Source organism: Polynucleobacter ibericus (assembly GCF_018687955.1).
Lineage (GTDB): Bacteria > Pseudomonadota > Gammaproteobacteria > Burkholderiales > Burkholderiaceae > Polynucleobacter > Polynucleobacter ibericus.
Map to the genome: position 1 here is coordinate 1514284 of NZ_CP061309.1, position 19498 is coordinate 1533781.

The 19498-nt window shown below is 43.8% G+C and carries 21 protein-coding genes, 1 tRNA gene and 1 pseudogene; 9 read left to right on the forward strand and 14 right to left on the reverse strand.

The genetic code is table 11. The features are described from left to right. Positions 1–19: 19 nt before the first annotated feature. From AOC20_RS07740 to AOC20_RS07755, 5 genes and pseudogenes are all read right to left on the reverse strand, one after another. A complete protein-coding gene (locus AOC20_RS07740) occupies positions 20–2236 on the reverse strand; it encodes an OsmC domain/YcaO domain-containing protein (protein WP_215359972.1) in 2217 nt (738 codons plus the stop codon). 79 nt (positions 2237–2315) lie between these two features. Next, positions 2316–3080: pseudogene (locus tag AOC20_RS09745) on the reverse strand (DASH family cryptochrome); the annotation flags it as partial. Positions 3081–3098: 18 nt separating this feature from the next. Next, a complete protein-coding gene (locus AOC20_RS09750; RefSeq protein WP_251373080.1) occupies positions 3099–3569 on the reverse strand; it encodes a deoxyribodipyrimidine photo-lyase in 471 nt (156 codons plus the stop codon). Continuing rightward, entirely contained in the window at positions 3566–4969 is a 1404-nt protein-coding gene (locus AOC20_RS07750) for an exonuclease domain-containing protein (RefSeq protein WP_215359974.1), read from the reverse strand. Before AOC20_RS07750 ends, AOC20_RS09750 begins: the two co-directional genes overlap by 4 nt. A 20-nt stretch (positions 4970–4989) precedes the next feature. Next, complete coding sequence (locus AOC20_RS07755) at positions 4990–5577, reverse strand: RrF2 family transcriptional regulator (protein WP_215359976.1); 588 nt, start codon at positions 5575–5577, stop codon at positions 4990–4992. 87 nt (positions 5578–5664) lie between these two features. Here AOC20_RS07755 and AOC20_RS07760 point away from each other — a divergent pair, with 87 nt between their 5' ends. After that, positions 5665–6180 (forward strand): hypothetical protein, encoded by a 516-nt coding sequence (locus AOC20_RS07760; protein ID WP_215359978.1) that lies wholly within the window; start codon positions 5665–5667, stop codon positions 6178–6180. Here AOC20_RS07760 and AOC20_RS07765 read toward each other — a convergent pair. Together AOC20_RS07765 and AOC20_RS07770 are read right to left on the reverse strand one after the other, a co-directional pair. Next, a complete protein-coding gene (locus tag AOC20_RS07765; RefSeq protein ID WP_215359980.1) occupies positions 6148–6576 on the reverse strand; it encodes a DUF2244 domain-containing protein in 429 nt (142 codons plus the stop codon). The genes AOC20_RS07760 and AOC20_RS07765 overlap by 33 nt on opposite strands. Before the next feature lie 17 nt (positions 6577–6593). Next, positions 6594–6743 carry a hypothetical protein gene (locus AOC20_RS07770; RefSeq protein WP_215359982.1) on the reverse strand — a complete coding sequence of 50 codons (150 nt, stop codon included), beginning with the start codon at positions 6741–6743 and terminating at the stop codon, positions 6594–6596. A 133-nt stretch (positions 6744–6876) separates the two neighbouring features. On the opposite strand from AOC20_RS07770, the gene AOC20_RS07775 reads away from it, so the two are divergent. From AOC20_RS07775 to AOC20_RS07790, 4 genes are read left to right on the forward strand one after another with little or no spacing between them, the layout of a single operon-like run. After that, on the forward strand, positions 6877–7515 hold the full coding sequence (locus AOC20_RS07775; RefSeq protein WP_215359984.1) for an LON peptidase substrate-binding domain-containing protein: 639 nt from the start codon (positions 6877–6879) through the stop codon (positions 7513–7515). A 3-nt stretch (positions 7516–7518) separates the two neighbouring features. Further along, on the forward strand, positions 7519–8379 hold the full coding sequence (locus tag AOC20_RS07780) for an oxygenase MpaB family protein (RefSeq protein ID WP_215359986.1): 861 nt from the start codon (positions 7519–7521) through the stop codon (positions 8377–8379). An 18-nt stretch (positions 8380–8397) separates the two neighbouring features. Beyond that, on the forward strand, positions 8398–8775 hold the full coding sequence (locus AOC20_RS07785; protein ID WP_215359988.1) for a DUF4149 domain-containing protein: 378 nt from the start codon (positions 8398–8400) through the stop codon (positions 8773–8775). Further along, a complete protein-coding gene (locus tag AOC20_RS07790) occupies positions 8772–9104 on the forward strand; it encodes a hypothetical protein (RefSeq protein ID WP_215359991.1) in 333 nt (110 codons plus the stop codon). Before AOC20_RS07785 ends, AOC20_RS07790 begins: the two co-directional genes overlap by 4 nt. On the opposite strand, the gene AOC20_RS07795 is transcribed toward AOC20_RS07790, so the two are convergent. Beyond that, complete coding sequence (locus AOC20_RS07795) at positions 9088–9267, reverse strand: hypothetical protein (protein ID WP_215359993.1); 180 nt, start codon at positions 9265–9267, stop codon at positions 9088–9090. The two genes, AOC20_RS07790 and AOC20_RS07795, sit on opposite strands and share 17 nt — an antisense overlap. An 80-nt stretch (positions 9268–9347) precedes the next feature. On the opposite strand from AOC20_RS07795, the gene AOC20_RS07800 reads away from it, so the two are divergent. The 3 genes from AOC20_RS07800 to AOC20_RS07810 are packed head-to-tail and all read left to right on the forward strand — an operon-like array spanning position 9348 to position 11377. Continuing rightward, a complete protein-coding gene (locus AOC20_RS07800; RefSeq protein WP_215359996.1) occupies positions 9348–9977 on the forward strand; it encodes an alpha-ketoglutarate-dependent dioxygenase AlkB family protein in 630 nt (209 codons plus the stop codon). Next, complete coding sequence (locus AOC20_RS07805; RefSeq protein WP_215359998.1) at positions 9970–10971, forward strand: NAD(P)/FAD-dependent oxidoreductase; 1002 nt, start codon at positions 9970–9972, stop codon at positions 10969–10971. Before AOC20_RS07800 ends, AOC20_RS07805 begins: the two co-directional genes overlap by 8 nt. Positions 10972–10990: 19 nt before the next feature. After that, positions 10991–11377 carry a dihydroneopterin aldolase gene (locus AOC20_RS07810; RefSeq protein WP_215360000.1) on the forward strand — a complete coding sequence of 129 codons (387 nt, stop codon included), beginning with the start codon at positions 10991–10993 and terminating at the stop codon, positions 11375–11377. A gap of 34 nt (positions 11378–11411) precedes the next feature. Here AOC20_RS07810 and AOC20_RS07815 read toward each other — a convergent pair whose 3' ends face one another. After that, the gene (locus AOC20_RS07815) at positions 11412–12092 is read right to left on the reverse strand and encodes a cupin domain-containing protein (protein WP_215362266.1); all 681 of its coding nucleotides are present in this window, start codon (positions 12090–12092) and stop codon (positions 11412–11414) included. Positions 12093–12241: 149 nt separating this feature from the next. Between AOC20_RS07815 and AOC20_RS07820 the strand changes: the two genes are divergently transcribed. After that, positions 12242–12937, forward strand: coding sequence for an SDR family oxidoreductase (locus AOC20_RS07820; protein WP_215360002.1), 696 nt, complete (start codon positions 12242–12244; stop codon positions 12935–12937). 119 nt (positions 12938–13056) lie between these two features. Here AOC20_RS07820 and AOC20_RS07825 read toward each other — a convergent pair whose 3' ends face one another. The 5 genes from AOC20_RS07825 to rpoD form a co-directional block, all read right to left on the reverse strand. Beyond that, positions 13057–14073, reverse strand: coding sequence for a cytochrome d ubiquinol oxidase subunit II (locus AOC20_RS07825; RefSeq protein WP_215360004.1), 1017 nt, complete (start codon positions 14071–14073; stop codon positions 13057–13059). A gap of 3 nt (positions 14074–14076) precedes the next feature. Further along, positions 14077–15465: a cytochrome ubiquinol oxidase subunit I gene (locus tag AOC20_RS07830; RefSeq protein ID WP_215360006.1), complete on the reverse strand. Its 1389-nt coding sequence runs from the start codon at positions 15463–15465 to the stop codon at positions 14077–14079. 155 nt (positions 15466–15620) lie between these two features. Further along, a complete protein-coding gene (locus tag AOC20_RS07835; RefSeq protein ID WP_215360008.1) occupies positions 15621–16997 on the reverse strand; it encodes a DUF2252 domain-containing protein in 1377 nt (458 codons plus the stop codon). A 65-nt stretch (positions 16998–17062) separates the two neighbouring features. Continuing rightward, positions 17063–17139, reverse strand: a tRNA-Ile gene (locus AOC20_RS07840). A 12-nt stretch (positions 17140–17151) separates the two neighbouring features. Continuing rightward, the coding region (gene rpoD / locus AOC20_RS07845; protein ID WP_433915453.1) for an RNA polymerase sigma factor RpoD at positions 17152–19498 on the reverse strand (2347 nt) is incomplete at its 5' end.

Sequence of the window (19498 nt, forward strand, 5' to 3'; positions counted from 1 at the left end):
ACCTATTGGAAGTTTCGCTTTACGCTGATTTTAGAGCGTCCATATTAGCGGCGGCGGCACGCGCCTGATGTAATTTTCGGTAACTATCGAGTAAACGATGGTGCCTATCTAGGCCCTCTAGCTCCATAGTTGTAGGCGTTAATCCATAAAAGCGCACGCTTCCATCAATTGATCCCAGCACAGCTTCCATGCGGGCATCACCAAACATCCGGCGGAAGTTGACTTCATAGTCACTCATCTCTAAATCTTCATCCAGATGCACTTCAAGAGCTGCGCTTAAAGCCTGATAAAAGAGTTTTCGCTCGACTGTATTGTCGTTGTACTGCAGAAAGGCGCCTACCAATTCATTTGCCTCATCAAATTGCTTTAACGCAAGATGAATCAAGAGCTTAAGCTCTAGTACAGTCAGTTGACCCCAAACAGTATTCTCATCAAATTCAATTCCGATCAGTGTAGCGATATCACCATACTCATCGAGTTCATTATTTTCCAAGCGATCTAGGAGCGCAGTTAAGCCAGCGTTATCTAGATTTGTTAAATTGAGAATATCTTTGCGGAATAGCAGTGCCTTGTTCGTGTTATCCCATACCAAGTCTTCCACTGGATACACTTCAGAATAGCCTGGCACCAAGATGCGGCACGATATCGCTCCAAGTTGATCATATACAGCGACATAAACTTCTTTACCAATATCTTTCAGAATGCCAAACAAGGTGTTGGCCTCCTGGGCATTAGAGTCTTCACCCTTACCTGAAAAATCCCATTCAACAAATTCGTAGTCAGACTTTGCGCTAAAGAAGCGCCACGATACGATGCCGCTAGAATCAATAAAGTGTTCAACAAAGTTATTAGGTTCTGTTACTGCTTCGCTGGAAAAAGTTGGCGGGGGTAAATCATTCAAGCCTTCTAAGCTGCGGCCTTGCAGTAACTCAGTCAAGCTTCGCTCAAGCGCCACTTCAAGACTTGGATGCGCTCCAAAAGAGGCGAATACCCCTCCAGTCCTGGGATTCATCAAAGTTACACACATAACTGGATAAATACCGCCTAGCGAAGCGTCTTTAACTAATACCGGAAAGCCCTGCTCTTCCAAACTCTGAATACCTGCCAAGATGCCCGGATATTTTGCAAGAACGTCATACGGTACATCCGGTAAGGCAATCTCACCTTCCAGAATTTCACGCTTGACTGCCCTCTCAAAAATTTCAGACAAGCATTGCACCTGGGCTTCTGCCAAGGTATTACCAGCACTCATGCCATTGCTGACAAACAAGTTTTCAATCAAGTTGGTGGGGAAATAAATTTCTGCGCCATCGGACTGGCGTACATAAGGCAATGAACAAATCCCACGCTCTGCATTTCCTGAGTTTGTGTCAACAAGATGGGAAGCGCGTAACTCATCTACTGGGTTATAAATTGCTAGGCAGTAATCATCCAGAATCTCTGTTGGTAAGGCGTCTTTTTTACCGGGTTTAAACCAACGCTCATTTGGGTAATGCACAAAATCTGCATTAGCAATGTCTTCTCCCCAATAGGCGCCTGCGTAAAAATGATTATTACTTAGTCGCTCGATGTATTCGCCCAAAGCAGAAGCCAAAGCACTTTCTTTAGTTGAGCCCTTACCATTGGTAAAACACATGGGCGAGTGAGCATCCCGAATATGTAAGGACCAGACATTCGGAATGAGGTTGCGCCACGAAGCGATTTCGATCTTGATGCCTAGGTTTGCGAGTAATCCAGACATATTGGCAATCGTTTGCTCTAAGGGCAGATCTTTTCCAGGAATATAAGTATTAGTACCTTCCCCAGACTTCAGAGTCAACAGGCTCTGCGCATCTGCGTCTAGGTTTGCCACTTCCTCGATAACGAAATCTGGACCTTCCTGTACAACTTTCTTGACGGTACAACGCTCGATTGAACGCAAGATGCCCTGTCGATCGGTTGCCGAAATATCTGCCGGCAATTCAACTTGGATCTTAAATATTTGCTTATAACGATTCTCCGGATCAACGATATTGTTTTGGGAGAGGCGAATATTTTCTGTCGATATATTGCGAGTTTCGCAGTACAGCTTAACAAAATAAGCTGCGCATAAAGCAGATGAAGCTAAGAAATAATCAAATGGACCAGGAGCCGAACCATCACCCTTGTAACGAATGGGTTGATCAGCAATTACTGTGAAGTCATCAAACTTCGCTTCAAGGCGAAGCTTATCGAGAAAGTTGACCTTAATTTCCATGGAGATTATTCCAAAACAGTGTAAAAAATGATATGAACACCATTATCCATCGCAATGGATATCTAAGGACTTTGCAGCCCTACACCAGCCACATCTGACGATAGATGCCTTCGGGGTCATGGTCTTGGGTTTGTTTAACCACATTAAAAGGCCTGCCGCCTCTAGGATCCGTTCCTTTGCCAGCGATATAGAGCCAGTTACCCTGATTGCTATAAACATCATAGTCAATCAGTTGAGATTCAAACCATGCGGCGCCCGCTTGCCAATCGCCCCTCATATCGTAGATCCAATAACTTGCGACAATCTGACGCATGCGATTAGATAGATATCCAGTCTTTTGTAATTCACGCATACCAGCATCAATGAGTGATTCTCCGGTATTGCCCGATGACCATCGTTTGAATGATTCACTATTAAACGGATTACCCGGCTTCTGACTTAAACCTTTGGAGTGGTAGAGTCTTTTTCCGTATTTAAAATGTAGAAAGCGGAAATAATCTCGCCAAAGTAATTCAAACCAAAGCCAATAAGTGCCATCATTTGCACCATACTGAAACTCATATGCAGATAACTGCTTTGCAATCGACCTGGCTGAGCAGCAACCAGAGGCTAACCAAGGAGAAAACTTACTTGAATAGTCCAGGCCGATGAGTTGATTGCGGGTTTGCTTATAAGTATCGGGAAGGCGTCGCTCAAAATATTGCTGAATATGATTACGTGCACTGAGCTCTCCGCCTTGGAATTGGCTGCCATTAAATTCGATATTCCCAGTGACTAATTCATTTAAAGCTATATTGATTGACGGTAATGGAGGAATATTTTTAGGCGCATCTAAAGGGGGAGCAAATCTTAGCTTCTGCTTCTAAACTTGCTGACGAAATTGCGTAAATATATCTGGCACCTCTTGCAAAGGAAATGGCAGAGCCTGGGGATCCAACATACTGGATTGCCATTCAGTAAATATCTCAAACCCGGAATCTTTTAATACAGAAACTTGTGCCAACTCTTCCGGCGCCTCAATCTGCTCGCAATAAATTAGGTTAGCATGAGACTGCGCCCTAATTTTTTCAAATACATCCAATACATTACCAGACAACTCAAATAAGTTTGATCCAAATGACCTGAGTTGATTTCTTAAGTCATGCAATGACTCTTCTAAAAATACTTTGCGATGTTTGCCAACTCTTGGGAAACCCCAGGCCGTTTCTTCCTCAATACTGGGTGAATGGATATAAACAGGCAGAAGATAATCTACTTCTTTGCAGGCTCTAAGAAACGCTGGGTTATCACTTAAACGCAAATCGTTTCTAAACCAGTAGATTGCTATCCTCACTTATTGCAACCTATCGGAATGACTTGATTCTGATAAGCCCCTGACAAGGCCTTTTTAACAATCTTATAAATATCGAGATCAAACTCTGCCTCTCCTGACTGGGTTAATTCTTCAAGCTCATCTTGATTAATGGCGGTTCCTAGATAACACCATTTATCAATCACAATCATTTCGCCACCTTCTTTAATGGCAATGGCTCCAGAGTATGGCCAGACCTTTATCTTGAAGAGCTCCATCGCTGTTTTTAACTGAAGGTTATGTAACTCAATAGATGTAAGGTTAACGCAAGCCCCACCACATTGTTTGACTTGATAACCAAAGCAAGACTTGCCTTCAATTCTTTTTTCAAGACCAAGCAATGCTTCACATAAATGGTATTTTTTTGCTATTGCCTTTAAATATGAATGTGCTTCTCGCTTGCTATAAAAGAGTCCGTATAAATTCTCTTGTAAGCCAGGGGCTAAATGATGGTGGGTCACCAAGGAAGGTGTCAGCACACCAAATGCATCCAATTCCAAACTCCAGGCACACAGATCCTTAGATCTGCGCAGCTTGATATTCATTGAAGGCATACGCTCTTTAATTAATCTCGACTCGAGAATTAAGGCGCCTAACTCCCCACTTGTCTCAATCCAATCAATATCGCGAACCTGTAAAGACAGCTTCATCTCTTTACGTTGCGTTAAAGCTCCCTGAAAGTGCCCCATCACCCTGCTGCGCAAGGCAATGCTTTTACCGATATAAAGGGGCACCTTATTATCCCCATAGAAGATATAGCAGCCAGGACCATCTGGTATCGAGTCGATTAATCCCTGATCTATGTTTGGAGGTAGGCTCGCATTACCAATCAGTTGGTTGATCACTTCATGCAATTTTGCTTGACCAAACTTGGACTCGCACACACGCCAAAATTGCAGCAACAAATCAGCATCGCCTAAGGCGCGATGTCTAGCGCTTACTGTTAGCCCATGAGCGCCAATAATGGTGTCAAGGTTGTGGCGCGGCTGATCTGGAAAAAGCAGTCTCGAAAGCTTGACGGTACACAATACTTTTGGCTTGAAATCAATCCCCACCCGCTTAAAAGAGGCTTTGATGAAGCCATAGTCAAAGCGAGCGTTATGGGCAACAAATATTTTTCCCTCTAGCTCTTTTTTTAATTTCTGGGCTAGCTCAGCAAAGCAAGGCTGATCGGCAACCATGGCAGGAGAGATGCCAGTGAGTCTTTGAATATTTTGCGGGATAAAGGTTTGTGGATTAATTAAACTTTCCCAGACCTGAATCTCTCCATTAGATAGGGTTTTGATTCCAATCTCTGTAATACGATCACGGTCAAAATGAGACCCCGTTGTTTCAATATCAACAAATGCTAAATCTGGAAGCGGGCATTCCTCGCTAGACACACTAAAAATCTTTAATGGCTTTAATTAGAAGAAGGGCTTCTGTTGAGGTAGTCGGCAAAACTAAAAATTGAGTTTGGCCCACGCGGACTCTCTTCAACCTTTTTGAATGATGACTTCAGAACTCTTTGTGCCTCCCCTTTTTTCTTGCTTTCCTGTCGATCATTTTTTAGGGATTCAGCTGGAAAATATGGCTTGCGCTCAGGAGCGGTTTGAGCCTCGCTAAATCTTGGAATGTAATCTTTAATCGCAGAAGCTAAGGTAACGTTAGAGATACAGCTCATCATATAAGCCTCAAGTGACTGATACAGCTCTTTCGCTATGTCTGATACTTCCACTTTTCTCTTTTTAATCTTGTTCATCGCCAGAACAATATCCTTGATCGTGATAATTCGAGGATCCATGGATAGCTGATAGCCACCTGAGCGTCCTTTTACTGCAATCACCAGCCCTGATTCTCTCAGAGGGCGCAACAACAACTCGATTCGGCTGACAGATAAATGCTGCCTTTTTGCGATTTCCGGAGCGGGGACTAACCTCCCGTCGATAGAGTGGCTAGCAATATCCACTAGGGTATTTAGTGCAACTTTGACGGCTTTGGTAACTTCCATGATTTTTGACAGAAAAGTGAGATTAAGGCTAGTATGAAACGAATTCCCACATTGTGCTGCAGGGCATTAATTAACCCTATCTAATTCATGGTTGAAGTAGTCAGAACCCCACATGTATTTGCTTTTAAGCTACTGAGATTTTTAGCCTACATTCTGGCTGGTGGAGTAGCCGCTCAAGCGATTGGGTGTTTATCAGCTTATGTATCCATGACTGATTCTCAGGCCGCAGGTATGGTAGCGAACATTGTCGTTCAGCATCTGGCCTATTATTTTCTAGGTTGTGCATTTGTCATTCTCAGTCTTGCAAACATACTGATTAAAAGAGGAATCTTCCCTCTAAAGACTATCCGTCTGCCTGCCCTTATTTTTATGCTGGCAATTGCCCTTGCGAGCTTTCTGTTCATTCCTAGAATGGACTATCTACGAGAAACCGCACTTTTGGACGGCATGCCTGTCATGCTCTCGCCATTTGCCAACTACTTCCAGATCCTAAACGTATTGGTGACGATATTGCTGTTCATTCAGATGATTACTAGTGCTTTGATGGCATGGCGTCTAACTGCTGATAAGTTAGCCCAAGTGCAGACGAACAGCGGCAATTAATGGTATCTGCTGCTCTAGTCGCAGGAACTGGCCGAGCTCTACCCTAAGATTGGATTGGCTGATGTAAAACACTTTTGCGCCCTCAATGGGCGGCTCTATTTTGGCCCACTGAGAATTAAACTCATAGACACTCTCTTTATAGCCAATAAATTTTTTGATAATCAGGCGTTTACCATCAATTTCAATTGTTTCGCAATCTAGCGCATGTCTGCAGTAAATTAAAAACCCCAAAGTTACTGCGCACAGCTCGATAGCTGTAAAAATAGGGATGACCCACACCCCAGCCAAAAAGAAACCTGCTGCAACTATTAGCGACAGGCACACCAGCACAATGTAGAACTGTAAGAGCTGCTTAGGTGTCAACGCGCAATTTCTGCGCATTTGCCAACGTTTCATATGAAGCTATAGAGAAATTAATTATTTTTACTGCGCTCTTGAGACTTGGCTATCTGATCAGCACTTCTTTGCTGAAAATCAACCATCGTATGGTAGCCCATTTGATAGCAAGGGCAATGCTTCCCCAGAATCCAGCGAGCGAGTTTGATGCGTAGTTTTTGGACCATATTGATCTCCTAGTGGTGAACCTCGAATGTAATCGGAAATGACATTTATTGCAGGGTCTGTAGCAAAAAAGGAGGGTTAATAAACCAAAACTGGGCGTCAGCAAAAATCACTCAAATCCATTACATTGAATAAATGACTAATTCCAGCCCTTCTCCTAAAAAAATTCCCCTATTTCCTCTAGGTACCGTACTGTTTCCGGACGGTGTGATTGCCCTGAAGATCTTTGAGGCGCGCTACCTCGACATGATCAAGAAATGTTTGCGTGAAAAAACCGAATTTGGGGTGATTAGCATCATGAAAGATCAAGGGGATGAAGATTCGACCCCTATATTTTCCCAAATCGGTACCTTAGCTCAAATTGAGGATTTTGATCCTGTGCAGCCCGCTTTGTACATGACAAAGTCCTTTGGTACACAGCGCTTTAGACTGTTGAATAGCAGTCAAAATGTAAACGGGCTTTGGATCGGCGAAGTTGAGCTTTTAGATAATGACCCCGTCACACCGATTGCTAACGAGCATCAAGGGGTCGCGAAATTATTAAATGAAATTATTTCAGTGATTCAAAGTGAAGATCTCTTGGGTGATGCGCCCTTTAAGAAACCATTCAGAGTAGATGACTGTGGCTGGGTTTCCAATCGCTTGGCAGAGCTCCTGCCAATCTCTTTGGCCCAGAAGAACCATTTGTTAGCGCAAACGAATCCTAGAATCCGATTGGATCTGATCACAGAAATTATTGAAGATGATGATTTAAGAAATCTCATGATGCACTAAGTCATGATTGACGAGCTCATTCGTAAAAGCATTAGAGAAATGGTGGGGGGCGGTGGTCCGCCAGTCGCTTTTTTGACACCCAAAGGCGATCGGGGTTTATTTGGGCCCGAATCTATTGCCTGGAAAGTACATGCAGACTTTATTTCTATGATGATCGGTGGCATTAGCTCGCTGATTCTGCAGGCTCTACATCCTCAAGCGCTAGCAGGCGTCTGGGACCATTCTAGTTTTAGAGCAGACCTCAAGGGTAGGTTAGGCAGAACCGCTTTCTTCATTGCAGCAACTACCTACGGCTCAACTGAGATGGCCAATACAGTCATTGAGAAAGTTAACCAGATTCACACTAAGATCAGTGGCATTGATGAGTTTGGAAAGCCTTACTCAGCTACAGATCCTCACTTGCTAACGTGGGTTCATCTCACAGAAACCTATAGCTTTATGCAAGCTTTCGAAGACTACCGCAAAGAAAAACTTAGTCCAGCAGATAAAGATCAATACTTTAGTGAAATGAAAACGCTTGGAGAAAGAATGGGTGCACACCCTTTATCAAATACTTACTTAGGAACTGATAGCGCCATTAAAGGCTACATCCCAGAACTGCATTTTGGAGAGCGTGCAAAAAGTATCGTAGATCTTTTGGAGCATTTTCCTAGCAAGATCGCTGCAAAGCCTTTTATCAAACTCATTACTCGCGCAGGATTTCTCAATCTTCCGGATTGGGCCTACCCGCTGATTAACAGACCCACTCCAAGCTTACTGGAACGTCTAGCGGTAAAAAAGAGTATTGATTTCATTGCAATTCCTGTTCGCGAGGCTCTTAAGGATGGGGTGGCCGCCCACTCTCTTCGTAGAGTTTACGGATAATTTTTTTAGAAAGACATCATGATCACTAGTTATCTACTCTCAGGCATGGTTGGCATCATGCTGTTTTTTACCGTGGTGGTTGCGCCGACTGTTTTTAAGGTGCTCCCAGTCGAATGGTCGAGCAAATATGTTCGTAACTTTTTTCCCAAGTACTACGCATGCTTAGGCTTAATTACAACAGTCTGTATTTTTACGGCGCCTGATGGAACGAGCAAGGTCTTACTTGCTATTTGCACACTCCTCTTTGCCTTTACCCTCTCCTATCTCACAGGAAAAATAAATGAAGCAAAAGATCAAGGACAGAATCGACGTTTTCATCTATTGCATGGAGCAAGCGTCGTCATCAACTTGTTTCAACTAATTACCTTCATCTATCTTTTAGTCAAACTATCATGAATATACAAAATATAGCTGCTCTCGGGCTACTCACACTAGCGTTCACTGGATTTGCTGGCGCTCAGCCTAAGCAAGATAAACAAATGAGTCCAAATTACGTAGAAAGCTGTACTGAACAACAAATACAGATGCATCAGAAGGTTAAAGACATCTCAGCCGATCAATTTAGATCATTTTGCGAATGCACTTCTAAACAGCTGATCAACAACTTGAGTGCTGCTCAATTAAATGAGTTAAATAAAAGTAGTAAAAAACCTGCTTGGTTTAAGTCCGCAGAAGATGTGGCAACTAAAAGCTGCCTGCAGAGCATGCCTAAGACTCAGGTTTAGACTTGTCTGGATCTGACTCGTTAGGGCTCTTGAGCTTGCTTGGTATATTGAGGATAGGAGCAGACATTTTTTCACCATCCCAAACCTGTCCACACCAACATTCGCCTGCATCATTAATGATGCAAACTCCGGAGCCGCAGCAACGTTTATCTGGTGCTTTCATAAACCCATCTTCTCAAGAAATTGAAATTAAGACTATTCTAGGGTTTTTATCGCTACAGCGCTTGAACCCGAATTCTGTAAATGATGCAAAGCCAATTATTTGAACCCAACCTTAGCGCCAGTACTCAGAATCTACTGCCAAAGGATGGATGCGCTCACTACCTTCCAGAGATCTATTCTGAGTCCAGATCGGCTCAATTAATCAGTCAGCTACAGACATCCCTGCATTGGGAGTCAGATCAACTCATCATGTTTGGGAAATTAGTAACCATGCGTCGTAAGGTCGCTTGGGTTGGAGATCCAAGCTGTTCCTATACGTATTCTGGGGTTAAGAAGAGCCCTCAAGCTTGGACTCCCGAACTACTGTTGATCAAATCTCAACTAGAAGAAATTTCAAAATCAAAATTTAATTCCTGCCTACTTAATCTCTACCATGACGGTAATGATGGCATGGGGTGGCATAGTGACGATGAAATAGAGCTTGACCCAAATGCTCCAATTGCCTCATTGAGTCTAGGTGCACCACGTAAGTTTGCCTTGCGTCATAAAAAAGATAAGGAAACCGTTTCTCTCTTTTTAGAAAATGGCAGCGTCTTCATTATGTATGCGCCCACTCAAGAATACTGGCAACATGCATTGCTCAAAACAAAAACTGTTTCTGAAGTGCGTATTAACCTGACATTTAGAAAAATTAACCTGCGTGATGAATAAACCCAAACCAAAATTAAGTGTTGCCATCATTGGCGCAGGTATAGCAGGTCTCAGCTGCGCGACTAGATTACAAGCTTTAGGGCTTCAGGTTCAAATTTATGAGAAGAGTCGTGGACCTAGCGGCCGGATGAGCACCCGTAATGGCGAAGGATGGTCAGCAGATCATGGGGCTCAATATTTCACAGCAAGAGACCCACTCTTTATTGAAGAACTCAATACCTGGATTGCAGCAGGGGTAGCAGCTGTATGGCATCCCCGCTTATCCGTATATGAAGCAAGTCAATGGCGCGAGAGCACATCCAATGAAAGTCGTTTTGTCGGGGTGCCTGCCATGAACTCACCAGGCAAATTTTTAGCAAAGAACTTATCGATTGAGTTTAATCAGACCATCAACCAGATTTTCAGGAAAGATGAAAAATGGTTTCTACAGAGTCTTGAGAATGGCGCCATCACTCAATCATTCGACTATTTAGTGCTAGCCCTTCCAGCACCACAAGCAACGGTACTTGCCTCTTCAATCGATCACTCTATTACAGAACTCTGCTCGAGCGTGAATATGCAAGGTTGCTGGACGGTGATGGCGCGTTTTGCAAAAGGCGTAAATATGTCTTTTGATGCCGCCTTTATTAATAATGAAACTATTAGCTGGATGGCTAGAAATCAATCTAAACCCGGACGTACAGGTCAAGAATCCTGGACAATTCATGCAAATCCCCAATGGAGTCAGCAATGGATCGAGTTAGATAAAGAAGGTGCTAGCGCGCAAATCATAAAGTGCGCTGAAAAGCTGGGTCTGAATTGCCAGAATGCTGAAGTCTCTATTCATCGCTGGCGTTATGCCAGTGGAGCAATCAATCTAGAGGCTGGCTCTATATTGAATGAGGCAAGCAAGCTTGGTTTGTGTGGCGATTGGCTCAATGGCGGCAGAGTCGAAGGGGCCTGGCTAAGTGGCTACCAGCTAGCAACTGCAATCAATGCATCACAAAATTTCTGAATCAATAAAGGCTCATTCTATGTCGTGTAAAGCATCCATCGAACTTAAAGATCTCCAGCTTCTTACCCAAGTTGGGACTTACAAAGCTGGCGATATTATTCCGGATAGTCACATACTGGATCTCACGCTTTGGATTGACTCAAGCTTGGTATTGATTGCTGAAGACAGTATGAGCCATGTCTTTGATTACGATCCTCTTGTTGCAGAAATTACTAGATTGGCTGCTGATGGTCATTATGAGACCCAAGAAAGACTGATGAGTAGGATTGTTGAAGCCTGCGCTAAATATCCTCAAATTCAAGAGCTAGAAATCGGCCTCCGAAAATCGCCCGTACATAATGACTCCGGCTCACTGGGTGTTAGATTGTGCATTGACCGGATGACGCTATCAAAATTGAGAGGCTAATTTAAGCCCAAGCCTCAGTAAATATATATGAGCCCTAGTAACTGGCTCGTTGATTACTGACTTCATCAAGTAAATGCCCAGTCTTCACAAAAATTGTGCAGCCCTCTTTACTGAATGGCTGGTGCAAGCTCATATGCGGACTTCTAATCCATGATCCTGCTGGATAACGTCCATGCTCATCTTCAAAGACACCATCCACTACAAAGATTTCTTCGCCACCATAATGCTTATGGGGATTGAAATATGTTTGCGGAGCCCAACGAACCAATGTCGATCCACTACCCTGCTGCATTAACGGCATTACATTGAGGCCCGGAACCATGCCTTGATACCAAGAGGCAGTATTGGTATCGATCACCTCTCGCGCCACTTGATCGTGACCTAGATGACGCAACTTTACAAAAAGCGTACAGCCAGATTTACTAAATGGTGCATGGGAGGATCCTGGGGGATTCATGATGTACGTTCCGGCTGAATAATCCCCGGTCTCGTCACTAAATACGCCATCTAACACGAATATCTCCTCACCAAATTCATGGGTGTGAGCTTGAAATTGAGATCCCGGTTGATAGCGGACAATTGAGGTTGCCTTTGCCACCTCATCACCTATGCGATCAAGCATGCGTCTTTCAATTCCAGGCTCAGGACTAGAAATCCACGGTAAATCATGGTGATTTAGAACGACCCGTTGACTGTAATCAGCATTAATGTTCATTTTTTGCAATTCAGATTTCAAAAGTATCCCTAAGCATAGCAAGCAAATAGAATCAATGCTAAACAGCCCTATTGGCCACGCACATTCTTACGTGATCTGAGCTAAAGTTCCAGATAGATCAATTTTTCTTAATATTTTTAAAGGGCTTCATGAGCTTACTTCCAAAACCATTTAGCGCGCTAGTCATTGGCTCATCAGGGACCATAGGATCTCACTTCGTACAGCTACTTGAAAATAATCCATCATGCTCACGAGTTATTGGTATTCACCGAAATTCAGATCATGCCATTGACTACCGCCGCCCCGAGACAATCGCAGCTTCAGCCAATAGTCTTACAGAGCTAGGTCCATTTCAACTGATTATCAATACGGTTGGAGTGCTCCACTCAGAGCAATGGATGCCAGAAAAGAAATTGGATGATTTAAATCCAAGCCAACTAGCAGAAATGTTCAACACAAATACCATTGGCCCTGCTTTAACGATCAGATACTTTTCAAAACTCTTAGATCCAAAGCATGGAGTCATGGCAACGCTATCAGCTAAGGTTGGAAGCATTGAAGATAATCGCCTTGGTGGCTGGTATAGCTATAGAGCCTCAAAGGCCGCCCTGAATATGGTCATCAAAACAGCTTCTATTGAATTTGCCAGAACTAAACCCAATATTGCTCTCATTGCACTTCATCCTGGTACTGTGAATTCTGGTTTGTCACAACCTTTTCGTGGTCAACAAATCGGTAGGGACCCCCTAGAGGCAGTCAACGATATGTTTCACGTCCTAGAAAATGTCAACAAAGAAGATTCAGGAAGTTTTCTGACATACGCAGGCGAAAAGCTGCCTTGGTAAATCACTACTCAATAAAAAATTCCCATTATTTCTGATAGGCCTACTAGGACTTGAGCCTAAAACACAAGGCTTATGTTGGAAGCCCCATGATAGAGATTCCCATTCCTGATGCTAGTAGGTTAATAATAAGTAAGCGCGCTAGCTTTACCCTTAAATATCCGATACGAAAAAAGGGTATACCCAAGAATCGCGGGAAGCACAACAATTGCACCCCAAAAAATGACCCAGAGTGATTCAGTAGCAGCAGCAGCTTGCCATAATGTCATTTTTCCAATGATCACATACGGAAAAATACTGTAAGCAATCCCAAAGAATGCCAGCCAAAAAATGGCGACGACACTCGCAAAAGGCAACCACTCACTCTTGCTCGAGCCCTTTTCTATTGCACAAATAAAATGATGAGCAAGTAAAAATAATATCGCTGTCGCGATTGGCACAGGAGAGAGCCAAAAAATTTGCGGCCATGAAAACCACTTGAGCATAATTTCTGGACTGAAATATGGCGTAGCCATAGAAACCAGAGCGATACCCAGGGCTGTTAGCCATAAACTGGTCTTAGCCCAGCGAAATGATTGCTGCTGAAGATGCCCCTCTGTTTTTAAGATCAACCAAGTAGACCCAAGAAGAACATAGCCTGCCGGTAAACATATCCCAACCAGTAAGGAAAATATCCATCCCAGAATTCCCGAATCAAAGCCTACGATCAGGCGGCCGATCATGATGCCCTGAGAAATCGAAGCAATCAAACTACCGATATAAAACAATAAGTTCCATAGTGGCTTTTGCTCAACGTTGACCTTGACCCTAAAATCAAACGACACTCCTCGCAAAATTAGCCCCATTAACATTGCAGCCACAGGCAAGTAGAGCTCAGTCAGTATTACCCCATGAGCCAATGGAAACGCTACTAGCAATAAGCCAACGCCTAAAACAATCCAGGTTTCGTTGGCGTCCCAAAAAGGACCGATCGAAGCAATCATCATATCTTTATCTTGATCTGATGCTCGATTGAGTAGCATGCCAATTCCTAAGTCATAGCCATCCAATACCACGTAAGACAGCATGGCAATACCCATAGCTACAAAGAAAAATAGCGGAAGCCAGACTGATGCTTGGGTGTAATCAATTGAGGTCATGACTTAAGTCCTAAAAGGGCTCAACGAGCTCTCAGATGCTTTCTTAATTTGAGCATTAGGATTCTCCTTGTCATCAGCCTGACGTGCCAAATAGAAAACCACCCAAATGTAAGCGCACAACAATCCTACATAAAGAGTTAAATAAGCAAAAAGAGTGGAAAAGACCATGCTAGTTGGTAAGGTTGTTGCCGCTTGAGCAGTAGTTAAGACGCCAGTAACCAAATAGGGTTGACGCCCAATTTCAGTTACATACCAACCAGCTAGGACAGCAACCCAACCAGAGAAGGTCATCAACACCAAGCCTTTTGCCATCAGCCTTGGTAGTGTCCGATTTTGACGTAACTGCCAACGTCCTACCCATGAGAATAGAAGCATTAGGATGCCAACTCCAACCATCACTCGAAATGCAAAAAATACAGGGGCAACGGGAGGAATCTTATCGCCAAATTCGTTCAAGCCCTTCACTGCACCATCCCAACTATGCGTTAAGTACAGTGATGCAAGCTTAGGAATACTGATCTCATAATCATTAGAGCGCGTTTGTTGATTGGGTATTGCAAAGATTACTGCTGGTACCCCAGTACCACCCTCCCAAATCCCCTCCATGGCAGCTAACTTTGCAGGTTGATGTTGGAGTGTATTGATACCGTGTTGATCTCCGAGGAAGATTTGAATAGGTATTAACACCATTGCAACAGTAAGAGCCAGTTTCATTACCAGCAAGTTGGCATGTGAGCGGCTATTACGAAGATAGCGGTATGCGGAAATACCTGCAATGAAAAATGCTACTGTCAGAAAAGAAGCTAGCAGCATGTGGCCAAGACGATAAGGCATTGAAGGGTTAAAGATGATCGCCAACCAATCAACGGCGTGCGCCCTTCCATCAATCATCGTGAATCCCTGCGGGGTTTGCATCCATGAATTTAAGACAATGATCCAAAAAGCTGAAAGGCTGGTACCAAATGCTACTAGAAAGGTGGCTAATGTATGGACTCGCTGCGAAACACGTTTTGCACCAAAAAGCATGATGCCTAAGAAAGTTGCCTCAAGAAAGAATGCCGTTAAGACTTCATAGGCCAATAGTGGGCCGGCAATATTTCCAACCGTCTCCATATACCCTGGCCAGTTTGTTCCAAACTGAAAACTCATCGTAATGCCACTCACGACACCCAAGGCAAAAGTCAGAGCAAAGATCTTGACCCAAAACTGATATGCTTCTTGCCAGTAAGCCAATCCAGTTCGGTTATGTTGAATCTTGAAATAAAAGAGAAACCAGCCCAATGCAATGGATATGGTTGGGAAAAGGATGTGGAAGGAAATATTCGCACCAAATTGAATGCGGCTATAAAGCAACGAATCAAGCACGGTAACCCCTAATTGAAGTGATGCCATTATTGTGTCACTAAATGAACTATTCCAATGAATAGCAGTCTCTACGCAAAAGATTGCCCTTCAATGTGGTTGAGAAAGAAAAACGACTTAGGGATTACTCTCTAAGTCGTTGTTTTCATTGAAGGGTCCGCCAGGACCTTAAGTAGGACTAAGGATCATAAGCTTGATTCATCAATAGCCTTGATTACTCCTTTTCTGACAGCATCCAGCAATTTTTCATAGTCCTTTTTATTTTGCTTGGCATATTCCATTGCAAATCGACTGACAGCCTCATCGAATACATCTGATTTTCCAAGATATCCTGAAATCATTGCTGCATCACCAGATTTGGCATGAGATCTCGCCAAAGCTAACCCACAATATTGAGCATAACGCTTAAGTCTTAAGGGGGTTACCTCATCAAATGAAAATGAAACTTTCATATCCCTTAATTGACGCACATAAAAGTCTCTACCCTCAGGACCCCTCGCCCAACCCAAAAATATATCGGAAGAGGATTGGGTAAGGCGCTGTCCTACTACCACCCTTTGACCATGATTTATGTATTGACTTTTGCCGGCATAGGGCTCAAGTACAGATGCGCGAGCCTCTTTTGCCTGCAGGAGAAGCGGATGCCCATCAGGTGTCATAAACAAAGCAACAAAGCAGCGTGTGCCAACACTTCCGATGCCGACTACTTTTACGACAAGATCCTCTAAATGATAGTGATCTAGTAAGCACTTGCGATCATCTGGCAAGGACTCTCGATAGACTTTAAGAGCTTGCATTGCATGTGCCTCAAAGTTACTCCTATCCTGGTGGAAAATTAAAGGCGGTTCATCAATTAATCTTTTTCTTCCATCTACTTCAGTAGTGATTTTAGGAAATAAATATTCAGCCACCCTACTCTCGGCTCGCTTAATCAGCTCCTCACGATAAAGCTTGGCTTTCTTATCAGGCGCATTCTTGGCAAATTTAGCTAGATCTAACTGCTCATACCAAAGATTTAATGGGCTCATCTTCGAAAACATTCGAAGATTTTCTCGATACGATTGAACACATAATTTAGCTACTTCTTGAGCTAACTTGTTATCAAGCCCTTTATCCCGTGCTGCCACCACAAAACTGGTAGCCAAACGCTTCACATCCCATTCCCAAGGAGCAGGCAAAGTTTCATCAAAATCATTGATATCAAAAACAAGTTTTCGTTCTGGAGTAGCAAAAGCTCCAAAATTAAGTAAATGACAATCTCCGCATGCCTCAACATAGATTCCGCTATTAGGCGTCCTAGATAGATCATCTGCCATTAAGGCAGCAGATCCCCTAAGAAACGTAAAGGGGCTAACCAACATCCGCCCATAACGAATCGGAATCAGTTCCGCAAGTCGATCTTCATTGGATTTTTCCAAAACCGTATTGGAGTTAAAGCCTTTGGGGCGAGGCTTAATAATTCCATGCGATTCCAGTGGATGGGCTTTACGCAATCCCTTGCCAATAGCAATACTCGCCGCTCGACTCAATAAAGTATCTTTAGGTTGATTAAATTTATTCATTATTTGATTTTGACACTGAAATAAAAAAACGACTTAGGAATTTCTTCCTAAGTCGCTGATATTACTGGTGGGCCCACCAGGACTTGAACCTGGGACCAAAGGATTATGAGTCCTCTGCTCTAACCAACTGAGCTATGGGCCCGTTAGTCTTGGATCAATCTTCCTCGAGGAAGGTCTTGAGTTTGTCGCTACGGCTTGGATGACGCATCTTGCGCAGAGCCTTAGCTTCGATCTGACGAATACGCTCACGTGTAACGTCAAACTGCTTGCCAACCTCTTCGAGAGTGTGGTCAGTGCTCATCTCCACACCAAAGCGCATACGCAATACTTTTGCTTCACGTGGTGTCAATGAATCCAGAACATCTTTCACTACATCACGCATCGAGTCATGCAAGGCAGCTTCTGCTGGAGCCAAAGTATTTCCATCTTCAATGAAGTCACCCAAATGAGAATCTTCGTCATCACCAATTGGTGTCTCCATGGAGATAGGCTCTTTAGCAATCTTCATGATCTTACGAATCTTATCTTCAGGAATCTCCATCTTCAGTGCCAAGGTTGCAGCATCTGGCTCATGACCCGTTTCTTGCAAGATCTGACGGCTGATACGGTTCATCTTGTTGATTGTCTCAATCATGTGCACAGGAATACGGATCGTACGTGCTTGGTCAGCAATAGAGCGAGTAATCGCCTGACGAATCCACCAGGTTGCATAGGTAGAGAACTTATAGCCACGACGGTATTCAAACTTATCTACCGCCTTCATCAAACCGATATTGCCTTCTTGAATTAAGTCCAAGAACTGCAAACCACGGTTGGTGTATTTCTTAGCAATGGAGATTACCAAACGTAAGTTGGCTACAGTCATCTCACGTTTTGCTTCACGAGCGCGCTTCTCACCCGCAATCATTTGCTTGTTCACTTCTTTCAACTCAGGCAAAGGAATCACGACATTCTTCTGAATATCGATCAACTTCTGCTGAAGCTCTTGAATAGCCGGAACATTACGTTGCAAGAGTGCGCTGTATGGTTTGTTCTCTTTGAGTAACTTGTCGGTCCAAGTTAAATTCATGGACATCTTAGGGAAGTCTTTTAATACTTCACCACGATTAACGCCCACTTTATCTACCAATAAGCTAACGATGCCACGCTCGAGCTTCCATACTTGATCTACTTGTGAGCGCATGGTGTCGCATAACTTCTCAACACTCTTAGCCGTCAAACGGAAGCCAAGCAATTCAGCACGAATCGCATCTTGTGCTTTCACATAGGCTGGGCAGTTATAACCTTCTTTATCAAACGCGCGACGCATTTTGTCAGCTTGTGTGCGAACGATTGCAAACTTCTCTAAAGAGATCTGCTTCAATTCTTCTAGTTGCTTAGCATTCGCTGTTGCTGCGCCACCGCCGCCACCGCCGCCTTCATCCTCTTCACCGCCTTCTTCGCCCTCTTCAGCATCTGGGTCGATTTCTGGCTCTTCAGGTCCAAGCTTAATATCTTCTGCGTTTGGATCAACTAAGCCGTCAACGAACTGGTCAATCTCCATCTCGCCAGTAGTAATCTTGTCAACGTTGCTCAGAATCTCGGCAATCGTCACAGGGCAAGCAGCCAAAGCCATCACCATGTCTTTGAGACCAGCTTCAATCTTCTTTGCAATGACGATCTCGCCTTCGCGCGTCAACAAATCTACTGTACCCATCTCACGCATATACATACGTACTGGATCAGTAGTGCGTCCGAATTCTGAATCAACAGTAGATAAAGCCGCTTCCGCCTCTTCTTCCGCTTCTTCTTCAGAAGCTGCAGCAGCTGTATTGTCCGAAAGGATCAGTGTTTCTGCATCAGGAGCTTGTTCGTAAACAGTAATACCAATATCGTTCAGCAGGCTGATCAAAGTCTCTAATGCATCCGCATCAGACAACTCATCAGACATCACATCGTTCATTTCGCCATGGGTTAAGTAACCCTTGGACATACCCATCTTGATCAATGTCTTCAAGCGAGCACGACGTAATTCTTGTTGCTCTTCGCTACCCAACTGTTGTGCTGCAAATTCTTTTAAGAGCGCTTTCTCTTTAGCTTTACGCTCACGCGCTTTTTGGCGATCCGTTAATACTGGCTCTGCATTCTCTGCAGGGGCATCCGCCTTAGCTTTACGGCCACGCTTCTTCTCTTCCTCAACTACTGGAACTTCGATCTCAGCAACAACGGCCTTTTTACCTTTGGTTTCTTTTACTTCTTTAGCTGGCGCCACTTTTGCAGCAGGCGCAGCTTTTGCTTTTTTGACTGGCTCTACCTTAACTTCCGCTTTGGTAGTTTTTGTAGGAGTTTTAGCAACTGGCTTAGCTGGTACTTTGACGGTTGGCTTTGCAGCAGCTTTCACCGGTTTTGCTGGCGCTTTTGCAGGTGCCTTTGCTACTGGCTTTGCTGCAGCTTTTACTGGTTTAGCTGGCGCTTTTGCTTTAGCTACTGGCTTTGCTGGCGCTTTTGCAGGTGCCTTTGCT